The sequence below is a fragment of the Acidimicrobiales bacterium genome, assembly GCA_016716005.1.
GTDB lineage: Bacteria > Actinomycetota > Acidimicrobiia > Acidimicrobiales > JADJXE01 > JADJXE01.
Genome location: JADJXE010000001.1, coordinates 1,429,646 through 1,446,141, shown reverse-complemented (window position 1 = coordinate 1,446,141; position 16,496 = coordinate 1,429,646). Strand labels below are relative to the sequence as shown.

At 75.1% G+C, this 16,496-nt stretch carries 14 protein-coding genes; 11 read left to right on the top strand and 3 right to left on the bottom strand.

From position 1 onward, the window contains the following. Positions 1–18: 18 nt before the first annotated feature. From IPM45_06990 to IPM45_06975, 4 genes are read left to right on the top strand one after another with little or no spacing between them, the layout of a single operon-like run. A complete protein-coding gene (locus tag IPM45_06990) occupies positions 19–711 on the top strand; it encodes a uracil-DNA glycosylase (protein MBK9179312.1) in 693 nt (230 codons plus the stop codon). After that, positions 708–1,796, top strand: coding sequence for an acyl-CoA/acyl-ACP dehydrogenase (locus tag IPM45_06985; protein ID MBK9179311.1), 1,089 nt, complete (start codon positions 708–710; stop codon positions 1,794–1,796). Before IPM45_06990 ends, IPM45_06985 begins: the two co-directional genes overlap by 4 nt. Positions 1,797–1,828: 32 nt before the next feature. After that, entirely contained in the window at positions 1,829–5,968 is a 4,140-nt protein-coding gene (locus tag IPM45_06980; protein MBK9179310.1) for a DUF2309 family protein, read from the top strand. Beyond that, complete coding sequence (locus IPM45_06975) at positions 5,965–6,315, top strand: transcriptional regulator (protein MBK9179309.1); 351 nt, start codon at positions 5,965–5,967, stop codon at positions 6,313–6,315. The genes IPM45_06980 and IPM45_06975 overlap by 4 nt, the downstream gene beginning before the upstream one ends. Before the next feature lie 13 nt (positions 6,316–6,328). On the opposite strand, the gene IPM45_06970 is transcribed toward IPM45_06975, so the two are convergent. Continuing rightward, positions 6,329–7,126 carry a sulfite exporter TauE/SafE family protein gene (locus IPM45_06970; protein ID MBK9179308.1) on the bottom strand — a complete coding sequence of 266 codons (798 nt, stop codon included), beginning with the start codon at positions 7,124–7,126 and terminating at the stop codon, positions 6,329–6,331. Positions 7,127–7,281: 155 nt separating this feature from the next. On the opposite strand from IPM45_06970, the gene IPM45_06965 reads away from it, so the two are divergent. Further along, positions 7,282–7,581, top strand: a complete 300-nt coding sequence (locus IPM45_06965; GenBank protein ID MBK9179307.1) for a hypothetical protein — start codon at positions 7,282–7,284, stop codon at positions 7,579–7,581. A 73-nt stretch (positions 7,582–7,654) separates the two neighbouring features. Beyond that, complete coding sequence (locus tag IPM45_06960) at positions 7,655–8,461, top strand: alpha/beta fold hydrolase (GenBank protein ID MBK9179306.1); 807 nt, start codon at positions 7,655–7,657, stop codon at positions 8,459–8,461. 19 nt (positions 8,462–8,480) lie between these two features. On the opposite strand, the gene IPM45_06955 is transcribed toward IPM45_06960, so the two are convergent. Further along, positions 8,481–9,665: a Coenzyme F420 hydrogenase/dehydrogenase, beta subunit C-terminal domain gene (locus IPM45_06955; protein ID MBK9179305.1), complete on the bottom strand. Its 1,185-nt coding sequence runs from the start codon at positions 9,663–9,665 to the stop codon at positions 8,481–8,483. Positions 9,666–9,757: 92 nt separating this feature from the next. Here IPM45_06955 and IPM45_06950 point away from each other — a divergent pair, with 92 nt between their 5' ends. The 3 genes from IPM45_06950 to IPM45_06940 all read left to right on the top strand — a co-directional run bounded on the left by IPM45_06950 (position 9,758) and on the right by IPM45_06940 (position 12,530). Beyond that, a complete protein-coding gene (locus tag IPM45_06950) occupies positions 9,758–11,002 on the top strand; it encodes an acyl-CoA dehydrogenase family protein (GenBank protein MBK9179304.1) in 1,245 nt (414 codons plus the stop codon). Then, on the top strand, positions 10,999–11,838 hold the full coding sequence (locus IPM45_06945) for an SDR family oxidoreductase (protein ID MBK9179303.1): 840 nt from the start codon (positions 10,999–11,001) through the stop codon (positions 11,836–11,838). The genes IPM45_06950 and IPM45_06945 overlap by 4 nt, the downstream gene beginning before the upstream one ends. A gap of 515 nt (positions 11,839–12,353) precedes the next feature. Further along, entirely contained in the window at positions 12,354–12,530 is a 177-nt protein-coding gene (locus tag IPM45_06940; protein MBK9179302.1) for a hypothetical protein, read from the top strand. A gap of 85 nt (positions 12,531–12,615) precedes the next feature. On the opposite strand, the gene IPM45_06935 is transcribed toward IPM45_06940, so the two are convergent. After that, a complete protein-coding gene (locus tag IPM45_06935; GenBank protein MBK9179301.1) occupies positions 12,616–14,181 on the bottom strand; it encodes an MFS transporter in 1,566 nt (521 codons plus the stop codon). A 74-nt stretch (positions 14,182–14,255) separates the two neighbouring features. Between IPM45_06935 and IPM45_06930 the strand changes: the two genes are divergently transcribed. Continuing rightward, positions 14,256–14,777, top strand: coding sequence for a MarR family transcriptional regulator (locus IPM45_06930; GenBank protein ID MBK9179300.1), 522 nt, complete (start codon positions 14,256–14,258; stop codon positions 14,775–14,777). Positions 14,778–14,817: 40 nt separating this feature from the next. Next, positions 14,818–16,452 (top strand): lysine--tRNA ligase, encoded by a 1,635-nt coding sequence (lysS, locus tag IPM45_06925; GenBank protein MBK9179299.1) that lies wholly within the window; start codon positions 14,818–14,820, stop codon positions 16,450–16,452. The last annotated feature ends 44 nt before the right edge of the window (positions 16,453–16,496 follow it).

Below are 16,496 nucleotides of genomic sequence, written 5' to 3'. Positions count from 1 at the left end.
GAACCTAGCGTCCCCACGGTGGATTCCCTCGAACGGCTACGCGGCGACGTCGTCGCCTGCCGCGCCTGCCCGCGGCTGGTCGCCTGGCGGGAGCGGGTCGCGGCCGAGCGGCGTGCCGCCTTCCGAACCTGCGAGTACTGGGGGCGGCCAGTGCCGGGCTTCGGCGACCCGCACGCTCGGGTGCTGCTCGTGGGCCTGGCGCCGGCGGCGCACGGGGCCAACCGCACCGGGCGCATGTTCACCGGCGACCGCTCGGGCGACTGGCTGTACCGGTCGCTCCACCGGGTGGGCCTGGCCACGTCGGCCACCAGCACGGGGCGAGACGACGGCCTGGAGCTCCGCGGCGCCTATGTCACCGCCGCGGTGCGCTGCGCACCACCCGCCAACGCGCCCACCCCGGCCGAGCGGCGGGCGTGCCTGGGCTTCCTGGAGCGGGAGCGGTCGCTGCTCCCCGACGTGCGGGTGGTGGTGTGCCTCGGTCAGCTCGCCTACGCCACCGTGGCCGCGCTCCTGATCGTGCGGCCCCGACCCCGGCCCCTACCCCGGTTCGGGCACGGGGTCGAGGCGGTCGCGCCGGACGGCGTGGTGGTGCTCTGCTCGTACCACCCGAGCCAGCAGAACACCTTCACCGGACGGCTCACCGAACCCATGCTCGACGCCGTGATGGCCCGGGCCGTCGAGCTCGCCGGGCCGGGGGTCCCGTGGCCGTGACCGCCGACCGCGACGCCACGGTCGTGGAGGCGGCCCGGCAGGTGGCCGCCGAGGTGCTGGCCCCGGCGGCGGAGTCGACCGACCGGGCCGCCGTCGTCCCCCGGGCCAACCTCCGGGCGCTGGCCGACGCCGGGCTGTTCGGGCTGCAGGGACCGCCCGAGCTGGGCGGGGTGCGCCCCGCCACCTTCCGCCAGGTGGCCGAGGTGCTCGGTGGTGCCTGCGGGGTCACCACCTTCGTGTGGCTGCAGCACCACTCGCCCGTCGGCCTGCTCGGCCGGACCGCCAACGCCGCGCTGCGCGACCGCTGGCTGGGGTCGCTGTGCGCCGGCGACGCGATCGGCGGGACGGCCTTCGCGTTCCTGCGCCGGCCGGGCCCGCCCCTGCTGCGGGCCGATCCGGACGGCGCCGGCTGGCGCCTCACCGGCGTGGCCCCCTGGGCGACGGGCTGGGGGCTCGCGGCGGTGTTCGCGGTGGCGGCCGGCACCCCCGACGGGCGCGTGGTGTGGGCGCTGGTGCCGGCCCGACCCGGGCCGGGCCTGGAGGCCGGGCCACCCCTCGCCCTGGCGGTGATGCAGGCCACGGCAACGGTGGCGCTGCGGTTCGACGACCTCTCGGTGGGTGACGACCAGGTGGCGGCGGTCGTGCCGGTCGAGTCGTGGCGGGTCCTCGACGAGCGCAGGGCGGCCCAGCTCCAGCCGCCGGTCCTCGGCCTCGCCGACGCGTGCGTGCGGCGGCTCGCCCCGCTCCGCCCGGAGCACGCCGAAGCGCTGGCGCTGGAGCTGGGCGCCGTGCGGCGGGCGGCTGCCGCCCTGGCGTCCGCGGTCGACGCGGGCGGCTCGCCCCCGGTGCCCGTGGCGGAGCTGGCCGCGCTCCGGGCCCGGGGCCTGGCGCTGGCCCAGCGGGCCGCCCTCGCCCACCTGGCCGCGGTCGGCGGCGCCGGCATCTCGAGCGACCACCCGGCCCAGCGGCTCGTGCGTGAGGCGGCGTTCTGGGTGGTGCAGGCCCAGGACGAGGCCGGCCGGGTCGCGACCCTCGACGTGCTGGCCCACCCCGAGGGGTCCCGCGGGCCCGCAAAGAAGAATTGACGTTCCGGAGTTTGGACTCGTACGATCGTGGCGTGGGACGCAGGCGATGGGCGATCTGGGTGCTGGGGGCGGCGCTGGTCGGAGCGGCCGCCGCGGCTGTGGTGGTCTTCTCGGCGGGAGCGGCCACGCTCTCCGCCGGCGTGGTCCGGCTGGGCGACACCAGCTTCACCGTGGGGCTGCGCCTCGACCGGGTCTCGGTGCTCCTGGTGGCGCTGGTGGCCGGTGTCGGTGCGCTGGTCGCGTCGTTCGCCGACCGCTACCTCGACCGCGCCCGTGGGGCCGGCCGGTTCCGGGTCCTCCTCGTCGCCACCGCCGCCGCCCTCGGGCTGACGGCGGCGGGCGCCAGCCTCCCCGTGATCGCGGTGGGCTGGACGGCCGCCGGTCTCGGCCTGGCCGGGCTGATCGGCACCGCGGGCGACGCTGCCGGAGGGGCCGCCCGGTCGGTGCGGCGCCGGTTGCTCGTCGGCGACGCCTTCGTGTGGGCCGGGGTGGTCGCGGCCGCCGTCGTCCTGGCCGACCTCGACCGCACCGCGCTCGGTGCCGGTGCGGCGTCGGCCAGCGCCGGAGGGCTCGCCGTGGTTGCGGTGCTGCTGGCCATCGGCGGATCGGCCCGCTCGGCCCTCGTGCCCTTCCATCGGTGGCTGCCGGAGACCACCGCCGCCCCCACGCCGGTGTCGGCGCAGCTGCACGCCGGCCTGGTGAACGGGCTGGGGCTGCTCGGCCTGCTGGCCTGGCCGGTGTTCGCAGAGTCCCCCGCCGGGCTCGGCGTGCTGCTCGGGCTGGGCACGCTGACCGCCGTCGTCGGCATGGCGCAGATGCGGGCGCGCGCCGACGTGAAGGGTCGGCTGGTGGCGTCGACCTCGGCGCAGATGGGGTACATGGGGGTCCAGCTGGGGCTGGGCGCGCCCGGTGCCGCGCTGTTCCACCTGATCGGACACGGCCTGTTCAAGGCCACGCTGTTCCTCGGATCGGGCAGCGCCGTGGTGGCCTCGCCCGACGGGCCCGCTCACGCTCCGGGGCCGCCCCGCCGGCCGGGGCGGGTCGCGGCGGAGGCGGCGGCCGCGCTGGTCGCGGTGGGCGCCGTGCTCGCCGCGGTGTGGGCCACCGGGATCGTGCCCTACGAGGGGCCGCCGGCCATCGTGCTGTTCGCTGCGGCCGGGCTGACGGGTGTGGTGGCCCTGCTCGCCCTGGCGGGTCGCGGGCTGCGGTCCGGCCAGGTGGCCGGCCTCTCGGCCGGCGTGCTCGGTGCCCTGGCCGCGTACCTCGTCGGGGCCGGCGTCGTCGATCGCGCCGTCCACGAGGTGCTGCTGCCCGACGTGACGTGGTCCGCCGCCGGGGGGGCCCTGGCCACCACGGTGGTGCTGGTCTCCGGGGTGGCCGGCCTGCTGGCCGACTCGGCCGTGCGCCGCGGTCGCCTGCCGAGGCTCTACGCCTGGGCCGCTCGATCGGGGCTCCCGCCGCGCCTCGGCCGGCCTCGCGTGGTCGGGGTGGTGGAGGCGGCCGCCGCGCCCCCCGTCGGCTCCGCCCCGCGAGCCGAGGTTCGGGTGGCCGTGGAGGAGGCGTCCCGGGTGGTCGGTCCCTCGTGGCCGCTCACCGACTTCGTGGCCTCGAACCCCCTGGCCGGCCTGGAGCACCTGCCCTTCGCCGAGGCGGCGGCCGCAGCCGGCGCGGCCCGCGGGTCGAACGGCTTCCAGCCCCTCCCCACCTACCGGTCACTGCGCGCTGAGGGGCGGATCGCCGACGCGGCGATCGAGCACGCCCTCGACCGGAAGGTCCCGAGCGTCCCCGACCCGGTCGTGGTCGGGGGGGTGCGGTGCGACCGGCGCTCCTTCGAGCGGACCGTGCTCCTCGGCGGGCCACCCGACGAGGCCCTGCTCGACGCTGCCCGCGTCGTGCTCACTCGGCCCGGTGTCGACGTCGGCGCCCCGACCGTGGCCACCCGCGGAGAGCGGCTCGACGCCACGCTCGGCACCCGGATCGTGGAGGCCGTGAACGCCGAGACGGCGCTGTGGTGCGCGATCTGGGCCGACGCCGGCACGGCCGGCTGGCCCATGCCCGGCCGGGAGCTCGGCCTGTGGGCGGCCTGGCGGCGGGTCGCGGCGGGGCCCGGCGGCGACCGGGCCCTGGGGGCGCGAGGCTTCTCGGCCTCGGTCTCCCTCCTGCCGGCGCGGGCCGACGAGGCCCTCGTGGTGCTGCTCGACCGGCTGGGCGTCGCCTCCCCCGACCGGGTCCCGTACCTGTCGCGGTCGCTCGGACAGCTCCCCGGCTGGGCCTCGCACCTGGCCTGGCGGGCCGGCGGCCGGGCCGGGGAGACCGCGACCGACGACGTGGTCGACCTGCTCGCGATCCGCCTCGCGTACGAGGCCGCCCTGGTGTCGGCCGCGGCCTCCACGGGCTCGCAGCACTGGCCGGCGACGGTGGCCGATCCGTCGGAGGCGGCCGTGCGGGGCGTGGCCGCCGCAGCCGCGGCCCTGGGGCTCCGGCCGCACCGGGTGCTGGCGCTCGACGACGAGGCCGCGGCCGCACTGGTCGCCGCCTGGGCCTCGTTCCCGGAGCCGTCCCAGGCCGACGTGTGGCAGCTGGCGTACGAGGAGGACTACCGGGCCGGCCTGCTCGACAGCATCGCCTCGCAGGCCACCTTGCCCGGCGTCGCGGTGACCCCCGAGCGGCCCGCCGCGCAGGCGGTGTTCTGCATCGACGTGCGCGCCGAGCGGTTGCGGCGCCACCTGGAGGACTGTGGTCCCTACGAGACCCTCGGGTTCGCCGGCTTCTTCGGCGTGCCGTTCTCCTACCTCCCGCTCGGTGGGGACCACCCGACGCCGCAGTGCCCGGTGCTCCTCCGACCCCGCAACCAGGTCGCGGAGGTGCCCGCGCCGGGGGCCGGCTCGGCGGCGGCCTCGGCGCTCGACCGCCGTCGGGCTCGGGTCGGCGCGGCCGGGGCGGGCCACGCCGCCGAGGAGCGGCCGTTCGCGGCGTTCGCCCTGGCCGAGGCCGCCGGGTGGCCGCTGGCCGTGGTGGCGGCCGCCCGAACGGTCGCACCCAGCTGGGCGGTGGGCGCGCGGCGGCGTCGGCAGGCCGCGTCGTGCCCCGACACCCGCCTCGCCCTCGAACCCGTGGCCGACGGCCACGGGTTCACCGTCGACGAGCGGGTCTTCCTGGCCGAGGCCGGTCTCCTGGCCATGGGCCTGGTGCGCGGGTTCGCCCGGCTGGTGCTGCTGTGCGGCCACGGCGCGTCGACCGAGAACAACCCCTACGCCACGGCCTACGCCTGCGGGGCCTGCGGGGGCCACGACGGTGCCCCGAACGCCCGGGCGCTCGCCGCGATCCTGAACGACCCCGTGGTCCGCGAGCGCCTGCGCGAGCGCGGCATCGACGTCCCCGGCGACACGCTGTTCGTGGCCGCCGTGCACGACACGACCCGCGACGAGGTGGCGATCCTCGACGCCACCGCCGTGCCGGCGAGCCACCGCGGCGATCTGGCGCAGCTCGAGGCCGACCTCGACCGGGCGACCGCGGACACGGCGGTGGAGCGGTGGTCCCGCCTCCCCGGGGCGCAGCGCCCCGGCCCGCTCGACGTCGCCCGGTCCCGGGCCCTGGCCCGGCACCGGGCCGCCGACTGGGCCCAGGTGCGCCCGGAGTGGGGTCTGGCCGGCAACGCCGCCTTCGTGGTGGGTCCGCGGCACCTCACCCGCGGCCTCGACCTGGACGGCCGCGTGTTCCTGCACTCGTACCGGGTCGAGCACGATCCCGACGGTGCGGCCCTCGAGGTGATCCTCACGGCGCCGCTCGTGGTGGCCGAGTGGATCAACACCCAGTACTACTTCTCCACGGTCGACCCCGACCGTCTGGGAGCGGGTGACAAGGCCGTGCACAACGTGGTGTCGGGCTTCGGCGTGCTCATCGGGCCGCGTGGCGACCTGGCCGCCGGGCTCCCGCTGCAGTCGCTGTTCGACGAGGACGGCCGGGCCGTCCACGAGCCCCGGCGCCTGCTCGCCGTGGTGCACGCCCCCCACCAGCTGGTGCTCCGCATCATCGAGCGGAATCCGCTCCTGCAGCGGCTCGTCGGCAACGGATGGGTGGCCCTGGCTACCGTCGACCCCGACACCGGCCGCGTGCGGCGGTGCGAGTCGAGCGACCTGTCGATCCCCCAACTTGTCGAGGTGCGGGCATGAACATCTCCGGGCTCACCAGCATGGTCAAGATCGAGGTCGTCGTCGACGCCGCCGACGCGGGGTTCGTCGAGAACCTGATGCGGGCCGAGGGCGCCACGGGCTGGACCGCCGTGAACGGGCTGTCGGGCTTCGGCCACGGCGGCCGGCGAGAGGGCCGGCTGCTGTTCAACGAGACGGGCGGGCAGAGCATGCTCATCGTCGTGCTGCCCGAAGACCGCGTCGAGGGCCTGATCGCCGGCCTGCGGGCGTTCCTCGTCGGCCACGCGGGCGTGATGTTCGTGTCGGAGACCCTGGTGAGCCGGCCCGAGTACTTCGTCGTCGCGCCGGTGGAGCCCCCGGCTCGCTGACGGGGCCGACGGCTCAGCCGAACAGCACGGCCAGCTCCCCGCCGGCGTAGAGCAGCGCGATCAGCCCGAGGAAGCCGGCCACCGCGAGCCGGAGCCGCTGGTCGGCCGCCCGGACGGCGAGCGCCGCCCCCAACCGCGCCCCCGGGATCACCCCCACCGCCAGCAGCAGGGCGAAGCGCCAGTCGATGTTGCCCAGGGCGGCGTGGGTGATCGTGCCGGGGACGGCGAAGATCCCGACGCACACCAGCGAGGTGGCGATGGCCGCCTTCAGGGGCATCCCGGCCAGCTGGTTGAACCCCGGCACCATCACCACGCCCCCACCGATGCCGAGCAGGCCCGACAGCAGGCCCGCCACCACGCCCACCGCGGCGTAGCGGCCCGGTGCGTCGTGCACCGCCGGCGGGCCGGCGGGCGGTCCGCCGGCGCGGGCGTGGACCGCGGCCTGGCGGCCCATCCGGAACGCGGTGTAGCCGAGGAGCAGGGCGGTGAGCACCATCAGCCAGTGACCCTCGCCCGGGATCACGGGGGAGAGCAGCGCGCCGCCCACGGCCGCGGCGATGCCGGTCGGAGCCGTCCAGGCCACCGCCTTCCAGGCGATGAGGCCCTCGGGGCGGTAGCGGATCGTGCCGCTGACCGAGCTCGGGATGATCGACGGCAGCGTGGTGCCGATGGCGACGAGCGCCGACGCGCCCAGGAGCCGGATGCCGGGGGTGGAGATGACCGCGCCACCCACCCCGAACGCGCCCGACAGCACGCCGGTGGCCACGCCCAGCAGGACCGTCAGCACGTCGGCGAGCGGGCCGGGATCCACGGGGCGGGGAGCCTAGAGGACGCCCCGACGCCCCCACGGGCCGCTCCTTGCTACCGTCGGCGCCGGTCGGGGGCGTCCGCAGCGAGCGCCGTCCCCTGGGGCCAGGGCCCGATGGCCGGGAAGAGGGGGAGCTCGACGTGATGAGGATCCGCACGATGATCGTCGCCGCTGGCGTCGCCGCCGTCGCCCTGGTGGGGTGCGGTGGCGATGACGGGCCCGGCAACGAGGCGGAGGCCCGCGATCAGCTGCAGCAGCAGCTCGAGGAAGGCGGTGTCCCCGCCGAGCAGGCCCAGTGCATCATCGACGAGCTCTTCGACAACTACTCCTTCGACGAGCTCGACAACCTCGACCTGGAGAGCGGCGAGCAGCTCCCCGAGCAGCTGCAGAGCGACATCGTCGACTACACGGTGGCCTGCGTGGGCGGAGCCGTCGGCACCGACACCACCAGCGGCTGAGCCTTCTCGCCGTCCCCAGCCCCGCCGACTAGCGTCGACACGACGTCGGGACGGTGCGGCCGAGGGGGACGGTATGACGGAGCAGACCGATGCGATCCGGCGGCGCCTGGCGGCGGCGCCCCCCCTGCGGCTGCTCGCGCTGGAGCAGCGGGTCGTGTACGAGCTGGGGGCCTTCGTGGCGGCCTCGCCGGTGCTGCGCCTGGTCGGCCGGGGTGACCGCCATCCGGTCCTGATCCTTCCGGGCTTCACCGCCGGCGACGGCTCGACCCTGCCCCTGCGCTGGTTCCTCCGCGGCCAGGGCTACTGGACCCACGGGTGGGGCCTCGGCCGCAACATCGGTCCGACCCGGTGGGTGCTGGCCGGCATCCGGGCCCGCCTCGAGGAGCTCCACGAGCGCCACGGGCGCCCGATCTCGCTGATCGGCTGGAGCCTCGGCGGCATCTACGCGCGCGAGCTGGCCCGCGAGTACCCCGACGCGGTGCGCCAGGTGATCACCCTGGGCAGCCCCTTTCGCGTGCAGGACGGCGACCGCACCAACGCCTCGGCGCTGTTCGAGCGCAACGCCGACCGCTACCCGCCCGAGGTGCTCGACGGCCTGATCGTGCCCGAGCACGAGAAGGTGCCGCTCACCGTGCCGGCCACCGCGATCTACACCCGCACCGACGGCATCGTGAAGTGGTGGCTGTGCCTCGAGAGCGAGGGCCCGCTGCGCGAGAGCATCGAGGTGCGCGGCAGCCACACCGGTCTCGGGTTCAACCCGGCCGTGCTCGGGGCCATCGCCGACCGGCTGGCCCAGCCGGAGGGCCACTGGAAGCCCTTCCGGCCGGCCCCGGGGGCGCGCTACTGGTACCCCAGGCCGGTGGCGTTCCGGGCCGCCTAGGGCGGCGAGGCCCGACCGCTCACCCGGGGCCGGGCTTCGCCGCCGCGGGTGGCTGCACCCCGGGGGAGGCCACGGCGAACTCGGGCCAGCGCTTGCGGCTCTTGGCCGCCAGCTTGCGCATCAGGGCGATCGCGCCGGGGTCGTCGTCGCCCGGGCGGACCTCGATCGCGCCGTCGGCCACGAGGCCGTCCATGATCTCCCGCCCGAGGTCGGTGCGGACCACGGTGAGGGTCCAGTCGTTGAACGCCCCGATGCCGCCGGTGGAGATGTCGGCGTGCTCGGCCGCGAAGTCGGGGCAGTGGTTGCAGCCCTCACGGGTCCAGGCGTGGCACTCCTTCAGCGGGATCTCGTGGTAGTCGCCGTTGCGCATCCAGATCTGGAAGACGCCCTTGATGTTCATCTTCACCATGTCCTGCTTCTTCAGGCCGTAGCGGGCCTCGAAGAGCTCGTCGAAGATGGCGTCGTCGAACGTCTTGGAGCACAGCAGGCCGATGTTCAGGGCGAACTTGCGCCCCACCTTGCCCACCTTGCGCGCCTTCATGACGGGCAGCGACGAGGTCTGGCAGCTCATGCCCACCAGGGCGATCTTCTCCGCGCCAGCCTCGACGGCCTCGTCGTAGGCGAGGGTGTTGGCCGAGTAGGTGTAGCGGCTCCCGGCGGCGGCCAAGACCTCCGCGGGGGTGCGGGCCACGCCCGGCCTGGCCTTCCAGGTGGTGCCGTCGCCCTCCAGGTACGACACCAGGGCGGCGTCGATGAGCCCCTTCTCGAGGGCCCAGACGAGGATGGCCGAGACCAGACCGCCGTCCTGGCCGGCCTCGTGGACCGCCTGGTCGACCGCCCGGGCCAGCACGATGTCCTTGGCGACGCCCGCCACCTCGTCGTCGGTGCGGGGCCGGCCGAACAGGAACTCGTCGGCCTCGGGCTCCCATGCCCGAAAGCGGGGGCAGGCGCGGGTGCAGCTGGTGCAGCCCTTCAGGCCGTGGACGCAGTCGTCGGGGCCGAGCTCGTCCTCGAGGTGGAAGGGGCGGTAGCCCCCCGACGCGTGGTCGTACCCGATCACGTCGTGCGGGCACGCGATGACGCAGCCGGCGCAACCGGTGCACAGGCCGGTGGTGACGACCTCCGCGTACAGCTCCTTCCACTGGTTGGTCCAGCGTTCCCTCTTGGCCGGTGCCGGCTGCTCGGTGATCGCCATGGCGCGCATCGTAGATGGGCCCGCAGCGCCGGGTGCCGGCCCTCGCGCCGCGGCCCGGCACCGACTCGCACCTCCCTTGACCGCTCGGTCAAGATACGCCCATGGATCTCACGTACCCGCCGGAGGCCGAGGCGTTCCGCATCGAGGTGCGGGCATGGCTCGAGGCCAACCTCCCCGAGGGGTGGTTCGACGAGGGCTTCGAGCTGGTGGGCGAGGACCGCAAGCGGTTCAACGCCGAGTGGCCCGCGAAGCTCCACGCGGGTGGCTGGATCTGCGCCTCGTGGCCGAAGGAGTACGGCGGCAAGGGCCTCTCGGTGATCGAGGCGGTGGTGCTGAACGAGGAGTTCGCCAAGGCCGGCGCGCCGATGCGAGCCGACTTCTTCGGTGACACCCTCGTGGGCCCCACGATCCTCCAGTGGGGGAGCGAGGCCCAGAAGAAGGAGTTCCTCCCGAGGATCCTCTCCGGCCAGATCTCGTGGTGCCAGGGCTTCTCGGAGCCCGACTCGGGCTCCGACCTGGCCTCGCTCAAGACCCGGGCCGAGCTCGACGGCGACGAGTGGGTGATCAACGGGCAGAAGGTGTGGACCACCCAGGGGCACCACGCCGACTACGTGTTCCTGCTGGCCCGCACCGATCCGAGCGCGCCCAAGCACGCCGGCATCTCCTACCTGCTGGTCCCGATGCGCCAGGAGGGCGTCGAGGTGCGCCCGATCGTGCAGCCCGACGGCACCGGGGAGTTCAGCGAGGTGTTCTTCACCAACGCCCGCTGCCCGAGGGACAACGTGGTCGGCGGGGTCAACAACGGCTGGAAGGTGGCGATGACCACCCTCGGCTTCGAGCGGGGGACGTCGGCCACCACCGGCTACCGGCGCTTCGAGCGGGAGCTCGAGATCATCGTCGACCGGGCGCGGGCCAACGGGCGCATCGCCGACCCGGTGGTGCGCCAGGGTCTGGCGACGGCGTACTCGAAGGTCCAGATCATGAAGGTGAACGGGTGGCGCTCGCTCAGCGCGGTGCTGCACGACAGCAAGGATCGGGGCGTGGCCGCGCTGGGCGCCACCAACAAGATGTTCTGGTCGGAGTACCACCGCGACGTGATGGAGCTGGCGATCGACATCCTGGGCCTGGAGGGCCAGATCCTCACCGGCGGGTCCGACGACGAGCACATCCCCGGCCTGACCCGCCACCGCGGTCGGGACGACTACCCGGTGAGCCCCCTCCAGGCCGCGTTCTTCTTCTCCCGCTCCGAGACGATCTGGGGCGGCACGGCCGAGATCCAGCGCAACATCGTGGGCGAGCGGGTCCTGGGCCTGCCCAAGGAGCCCAAGGTCGCCGAGAAGGCGTGACCGTGGCCCGCGCGCTGATCACCGGCTGCTCCACCGGCTTCGGTCGGGCCACCGCGGTCGAGCTGGCGCGCCGGGGGTTGGAGGTGGTGGCCACCGCCCGCCGGGTCGAGACGCTCGACGGCCTGGACGTGGCCGCCCGCCTCCGCCTCGACGTGGTCGACGAGGCCTCGGTGGCCGAGGCGGTGGCGGCCGCGGGCCCGGTCGACGTGCTGGTGAACAACGCCGGGATGTCGGTGTCCGGTCCGGTCGAGTTGGTGCCGCTGGCCGAGGTCGAGCGCATGTTCGCCACCAACTTCACCGGCGCGGTCCGCATGATCCAGGCCGTGGTGGCCGGGATGCGGGAGCGGGGCGGCGGGGTGATCGTGAACGTGAGCTCCATCGCCGGGCGGGTGTCGCGGCCGCTCGGGGGCTTCTACTCGGCCTCCAAGTACGCGCTGGAGGCCGTGTCGGAGGCGCTCCGCATCGAGGTCGGCCCGTTCGGCATCCGGGTCGTGGTGGTGGAGCCGGGCTTCTTCGCCACCAGCTTCTCCGACAACGGGATCCGCTACGGCACCGACGGGCCGCCCTACGACGAGCTCGACCGGGCGTGGAGCGGTGTGGACGGCAAGCTGCTCGGCGGCGACCGGCCCGGGCCGGAGGTCGTGGCCGGGGCGATCGCCGACGTGGTCGAGCGAGCCCTGGCCGGCGACGAGGTGCCGTTCCGGGTGCCCGTGGGAGCGGACGCCGAGCTGGTGCTGCCGGTGCGCAGGCAGCTCGACGACGATGCCTTCGAGGCGGCCATGCGGGCCCAGCTCGGGCTCGACCAGTGGGCGCGCCGCCCACCGCGCCTGGCCTGAGCGCGGCGCGGCGCCTGGCTGCGGCGCCCGCCCAGGTTCTCCGTCCCGATCGGCCCGCTTCCCGGGCCATCCGGGACGCAGAGCGCGAGGACGCGGGGCGCGGGCCGGCGCGCTGGTCGTCCGGCGGCGCTCGGCGTTAATCGCTGGCACGTCGCGACAGGGCCCGATAGACCTGGCCTCGCCCAGGACACCCGTCGAGCAGCGAGAGGAGGCGCGATGCAGCTCTGCCCGATCCCAGATGCCGTGACCGTCGTGCCCGACCGCTCCGGCGGTGCCGGGTTCCCGGCCCGCACCGCCTGAGCGGCCGAGCCGCCGGCACAGCGGCCCGGCGACGCCGTCGGGCGCGTCTGCGGTTGCTGCGATGCGGTGTCCGTGCCGCGTCGCTGGCTCATCGCCGACGGCTCCCGCCCGGCACCCACGGCTCCCACCCAGCCCGACGCTCCCGGCACCGCCCACGCCCAGCCACATCCCACATCCGGCGCGGCCCCGTCGCGCCCTCACCCGGAGGTCCACCCGTGCACCTGCACCCGCAGCTCCAGCACCAGCTCGTGGCCGAGCGCCTCGAGCTCTGGCAGCGCCAGGCCGCCGAGTCGGCCCTGGTCCGGCGTCGGCCCCGCCCCGAGCGGCGCGCCCGCCGGCGTTGGCTGCTGCTCGGCGTTCCCAGGCGCCGGCTCCGCCCGGCCCTGCCGTAGCGGAGCGCTCCGGCGCCATCGGGCGCCCCGTACGTCGCCGCCCCGGTCCGCGTCGGGCCGGGGCGGCGACGCGTCCCGCCCCAGCTCAGTCGAGCGTGGCGATCGCGAGCGGGTTGGCTGCTTCGTCGCCGGCGACGTCGACCAGGTGCGTGGTCTCGCGGAGCGGGAGCTCCTTGACGAACCACGACACCGCGAAGGCCACCAGCAGCACGGGGACGGCCACGAGGAAGATCGCGGTGATCGAGCTCGACACGGCCTGCGCCACGGCGTCTCGGACCGGGCCGGGCAGGGCCGCGATGGCCCGTGGGCTGCGGAGCATCCCGTCATCGAGCTCGGCGCCCGCGGGGAGCAGGCGGCCGAGCTCGACGGTGAGCCGGCTGTTGAGCACCGCCCCGAAGGCGGCGAGCCCCACCGCGCCGCCGAGCGACCGGAAGAACGTCGTGGCCGAGGTGGCCGCGCCCAGGTCGTGCCACGGCACCGCGTTCTGGACCGCGAGCACGATCGTGGGCATGGCCATGCCGAGGCCGAGGCCGAGGACGAGCATGGCGAGCGACGACTCGAGCCGGGTGGTCGAGGGGCTCATCTGCGAGAGCATGGCCATGCCGACCGCCCCGAGGCCCGTGCCGAGGATCGGCCACACCTTGTAGCGACCGGTGATGGCCGTGAGCCGCCCGGCGCCGATGGACGTCACCGTGACGCCGGCCATGAGCGGCAGGAGCAGCAGCCCCGAGTTCGTGGCGGAGGCGCCGGTGACCACTTGGAGGAACAGGGGCAGGAAGGCCGAGGCCCCGAACATGGCGGCACCGACCATGAGGGCGATGACCACCACGAGGGAGAAGATCGAGTTGCGGAACAGCCGAAGCGGCAGGATCGGCTCGGGCGAGCGCCGCTCCTGCAGCACGAACAGCACGCCGAGCACCAGGGCCGCCGCGCCGAGCCCGACGATCTGGGGGGAACCCCAGGGGTACTGCTCGCCGCCCCAGGTCGTCATGAGGATCAGCGAGGTCACCGCGGCCACCAGGAGCGCGGCGCCCGGGTAGTCGATGGCGTGGTCCTGGCGCTGGAAGGGGAGCCGGAGGGCCCGGCTCGTGATGACCAGCGCGGCAACGCCCACCGGGACGTTGATGGTGAAGATCCAACGCCAGCTGAGGTTGTCGACGAAGAAGCCCCCGAGCAGCGGCCCGGCCACGCTCGACATGGCGAACACGGCGGTGAAGAAGCCGGTGTAGCGGCCCCGCTCGCGGGGCGACACGACGTCGCCCACGATCACGAAGGCCATCGCCATGAGCCCGCCGCCGCCGATGCCCTGCACGCCGCGGGCCAGGACGAGCTGGGTCATGTCCTGGGCGATGCCGGCGAGCAGCGACCCCACGACGAACACGACGATGGCCGCCTGGAACAGCAGCCGGCGACCGTAGAGGTCGCTCAGCTTGCCGAACAGCGGCGTGGCCGCGGTGGAGGTGAGCAGGTAGGCGGTGCCGATCCATGCGAGGTGGTTGAGGCCGCCGAGCTCGCCGACGATGGTCGGGAGGGCGGTGTTCACGATGGTGCCGTCGAGGGCGGCCAGCAGCAGGCCCGTCATGAGGCCGGCGAACACCAGGTAGAGCTGGCGCTTCGGCAGCTCGGCGCCGACCATCGGGGGTGCGTTCACGGTGGACATCGGGGCTCCGGGTCGCCGCAGATGCTTGCATCGTGCAAGCGTTGTTGTTGTAGTCTACAAGGGTCATGGCCCGAGATGAACCCGTGGTGAACGGTGCCGCTCCGGCCCTCCGGCCGGGCGACGTCGAGGCGAGGATCGGCACGGCGTGGCGCGAGCTGCGACGGGGTGCGTCGATGCAGGCCCTCCGGCCGATCATGCGGGGCACCGGTCCCGACGTCCTCGACCTCGGCCAGATCGACACCCTCGACCTCCTCGTGAGCCAGGGGGCCATGCGGATGGGCGACCTGGCCGACGCCCTGCGGATCGACGCGTCCAGCGCCACCCGCGCCGTCGCGCGGCTGGTGGAGACGGGGCTCGCCTCCCGGCGAGCCGCGCCGGGCGACGCCCGCGTGGTCGTGGTCGAGCCGACGGCGGCCGGGCTGCGCTGCCACCGGCAGCTGATGGAGCGCCGGGTCGCACTGCTCACCGCCGTGCTCCGCGACTTCGACGCCGGCGAGCGGGCGCGGCTGGCCGAGCTGCTGGAGCGACTCGTCGCGGGCGTCGACCGCTTCGTCGCCGAGCAGGGCGCCGGGGGGCGACGCGGCTGACCCCGGTTACGCTCGCTGCCCGGTCTGACGGGAGCGTGCCATGAGCGAGGAGCGAGCGGGCGAGGCGGCGGGCGAGCGGACCGCCGCGGCGGTGCCGGGGGCCGACCCGGCGCCGGGCGCCCCCCCGGTGCCGGGCGCCCCCCCGGCACCCGCCGATCGGGCCCGGCGGCTGGCCAAGGTCGAGGCGCTCCGGTCGAGGGGCGTCGACCCCTATCCCGTCCGCTTCGACCGCACCGACCTGCTCGGCGCGCTGCGGGATCGCTTCGGCGGGCTCCCGCCCGGCGAGGAGACCGACGTCGGGGTGCGGGTGGCCGGCCGGCTCGTGCTGATCCGGCGCCAGGGCCGGCTCACCTTCGCCACCATGCGCGACGGGTCGGGCTCGATCCAGCTGTTCGTCTCACGGGGCGTGGTGGGTGCCGACGCCCACGAGGCCTTCGACGATCTCGACCTGGGCGACTGGGTGGGGGTCGAGGGCACGGTGATGACCACCAGGAAGGGGGAGCTGTCGGTGAAGGTCGAGCGCGTCGAGCTGCTCGCCAAGGCGCTGCGGCCCCTCCCCGACAAGTGGCACGGGCTGGCCGACGTCGACACCCGCTTCCGCCAGCGGTACGTCGATCTCATCGTCAACCCGGAGGCCCGGAGGGTCCTCGACATCCGCCACGCCGCCATCGCCGCCATCCGCGCCCACCTGGTGGGCGAGGGCTTCATCGAGGTGGAGACGCCAGTGCTCAGCCTGGAGGCGGGCGGGGCCACGGCGCGACCGTTCGTCACCCACCACAACGCGCTCGACCTCGATCTCTACCTGCGGATCGCGCTCGAGCTCCACCTGAAGCGGCTGGTCGTGGGTGGGATGGAGCGCGTGTTCGAGGTCTCCCGCGTGTTCCGCAACGAGGGCATCGACACGCGGCACAACCCCGAGTTCACGATGCTCGAGGCGTACCAGGCGCTCGCCGACTACCACGACATGATGGACCTCACCGAGGCGCTCGTCGTGGCCGCGGCCCGCGCCGCGCTGGGCACCGCCGTCGTGACGCTCGACGGGCGCGACGTCGACCTCTCGCCGCCGTGGCCGCGGCGCCGCATGCTCGACCTCCTCCGCGAGCACGCCGGCGTCGACGTCCACCCGGCCATGCCCCTCCACGAGGCGCGCGTCGTCGCCGACAGCCTCGGGGTGGCGTGGGAGGAGCGGTGGGGCAGCGGCAAGATCGTGGCCGAGCTCTACGACGAGCTGGTCGAGCCGGCCCTGCTGGGCCCCGTGTTCGTCTACGACTACCCCCGCGAGGTGTCACCCCTGGCCCGGGCCCACCGCGACGACCCCAGCCTGGTCGAGCGCTTCGAGGCGGTCGTCGGGGGCCGTGAGCTCGCCAACGCCTACAGCGAGCTCAACGACCCGATCGACCAGCGCGGGCGCTTCGAGGCGGAGGCGGCCCTGCGCGCCGCCGGGGACCTGGAGGCGGGCACCGTCGACGAGGACTTCCTGCGGGCCCTCGAGTTCGGCATGCCGCCCACGGGCGGGCTCGGCGTCGGCATCGACCGGCTCGTCATGGTGCTCGCCGGCGTGGCGTCGATCCGCGAGGTCATCCTCTTCCCGACCCTGCGTCCGGAGGTCCCGGGTCCGGGTCCGGGTCCGGGTCCGGGTCCGGCTCCGGGTCCGACCCTGCGTCCGGAGGCGTGAGCGCAGGGAGCCCCGGCGTGGACCCACCCGCGACCAGGCGCCCG

Coding starts and splice junctions, on each gene's coding strand:
- IPM45_06975 (MBK9179309.1), top strand. CDS start 5,965: ATGAACATCTCCGGGCTCACCAGCATGGTCAAGATCGAGGTCGTCGTC.
- IPM45_06960 (MBK9179306.1), top strand. CDS start 7,655: ATGACGGAGCAGACCGATGCGATCCGGCGGCGCCTGGCGGCGGCGCCC.
- IPM45_06955 (MBK9179305.1), bottom strand. CDS start 9,665: ATGCGCGCCATGGCGATCACCGAGCAGCCGGCACCGGCCAAGAGGGAA.
- IPM45_06965 (MBK9179307.1), top strand. CDS start 7,282: ATGATCGTCGCCGCTGGCGTCGCCGCCGTCGCCCTGGTGGGGTGCGGT.
- IPM45_06930 (MBK9179300.1), top strand. CDS start 14,256: ATGGCCCGAGATGAACCCGTGGTGAACGGTGCCGCTCCGGCCCTCCGG.
- IPM45_06950 (MBK9179304.1), top strand. CDS start 9,758: ATGGATCTCACGTACCCGCCGGAGGCCGAGGCGTTCCGCATCGAGGTG.
- lysS (MBK9179299.1), top strand. CDS start 14,818: ATGAGCGAGGAGCGAGCGGGCGAGGCGGCGGGCGAGCGGACCGCCGCG.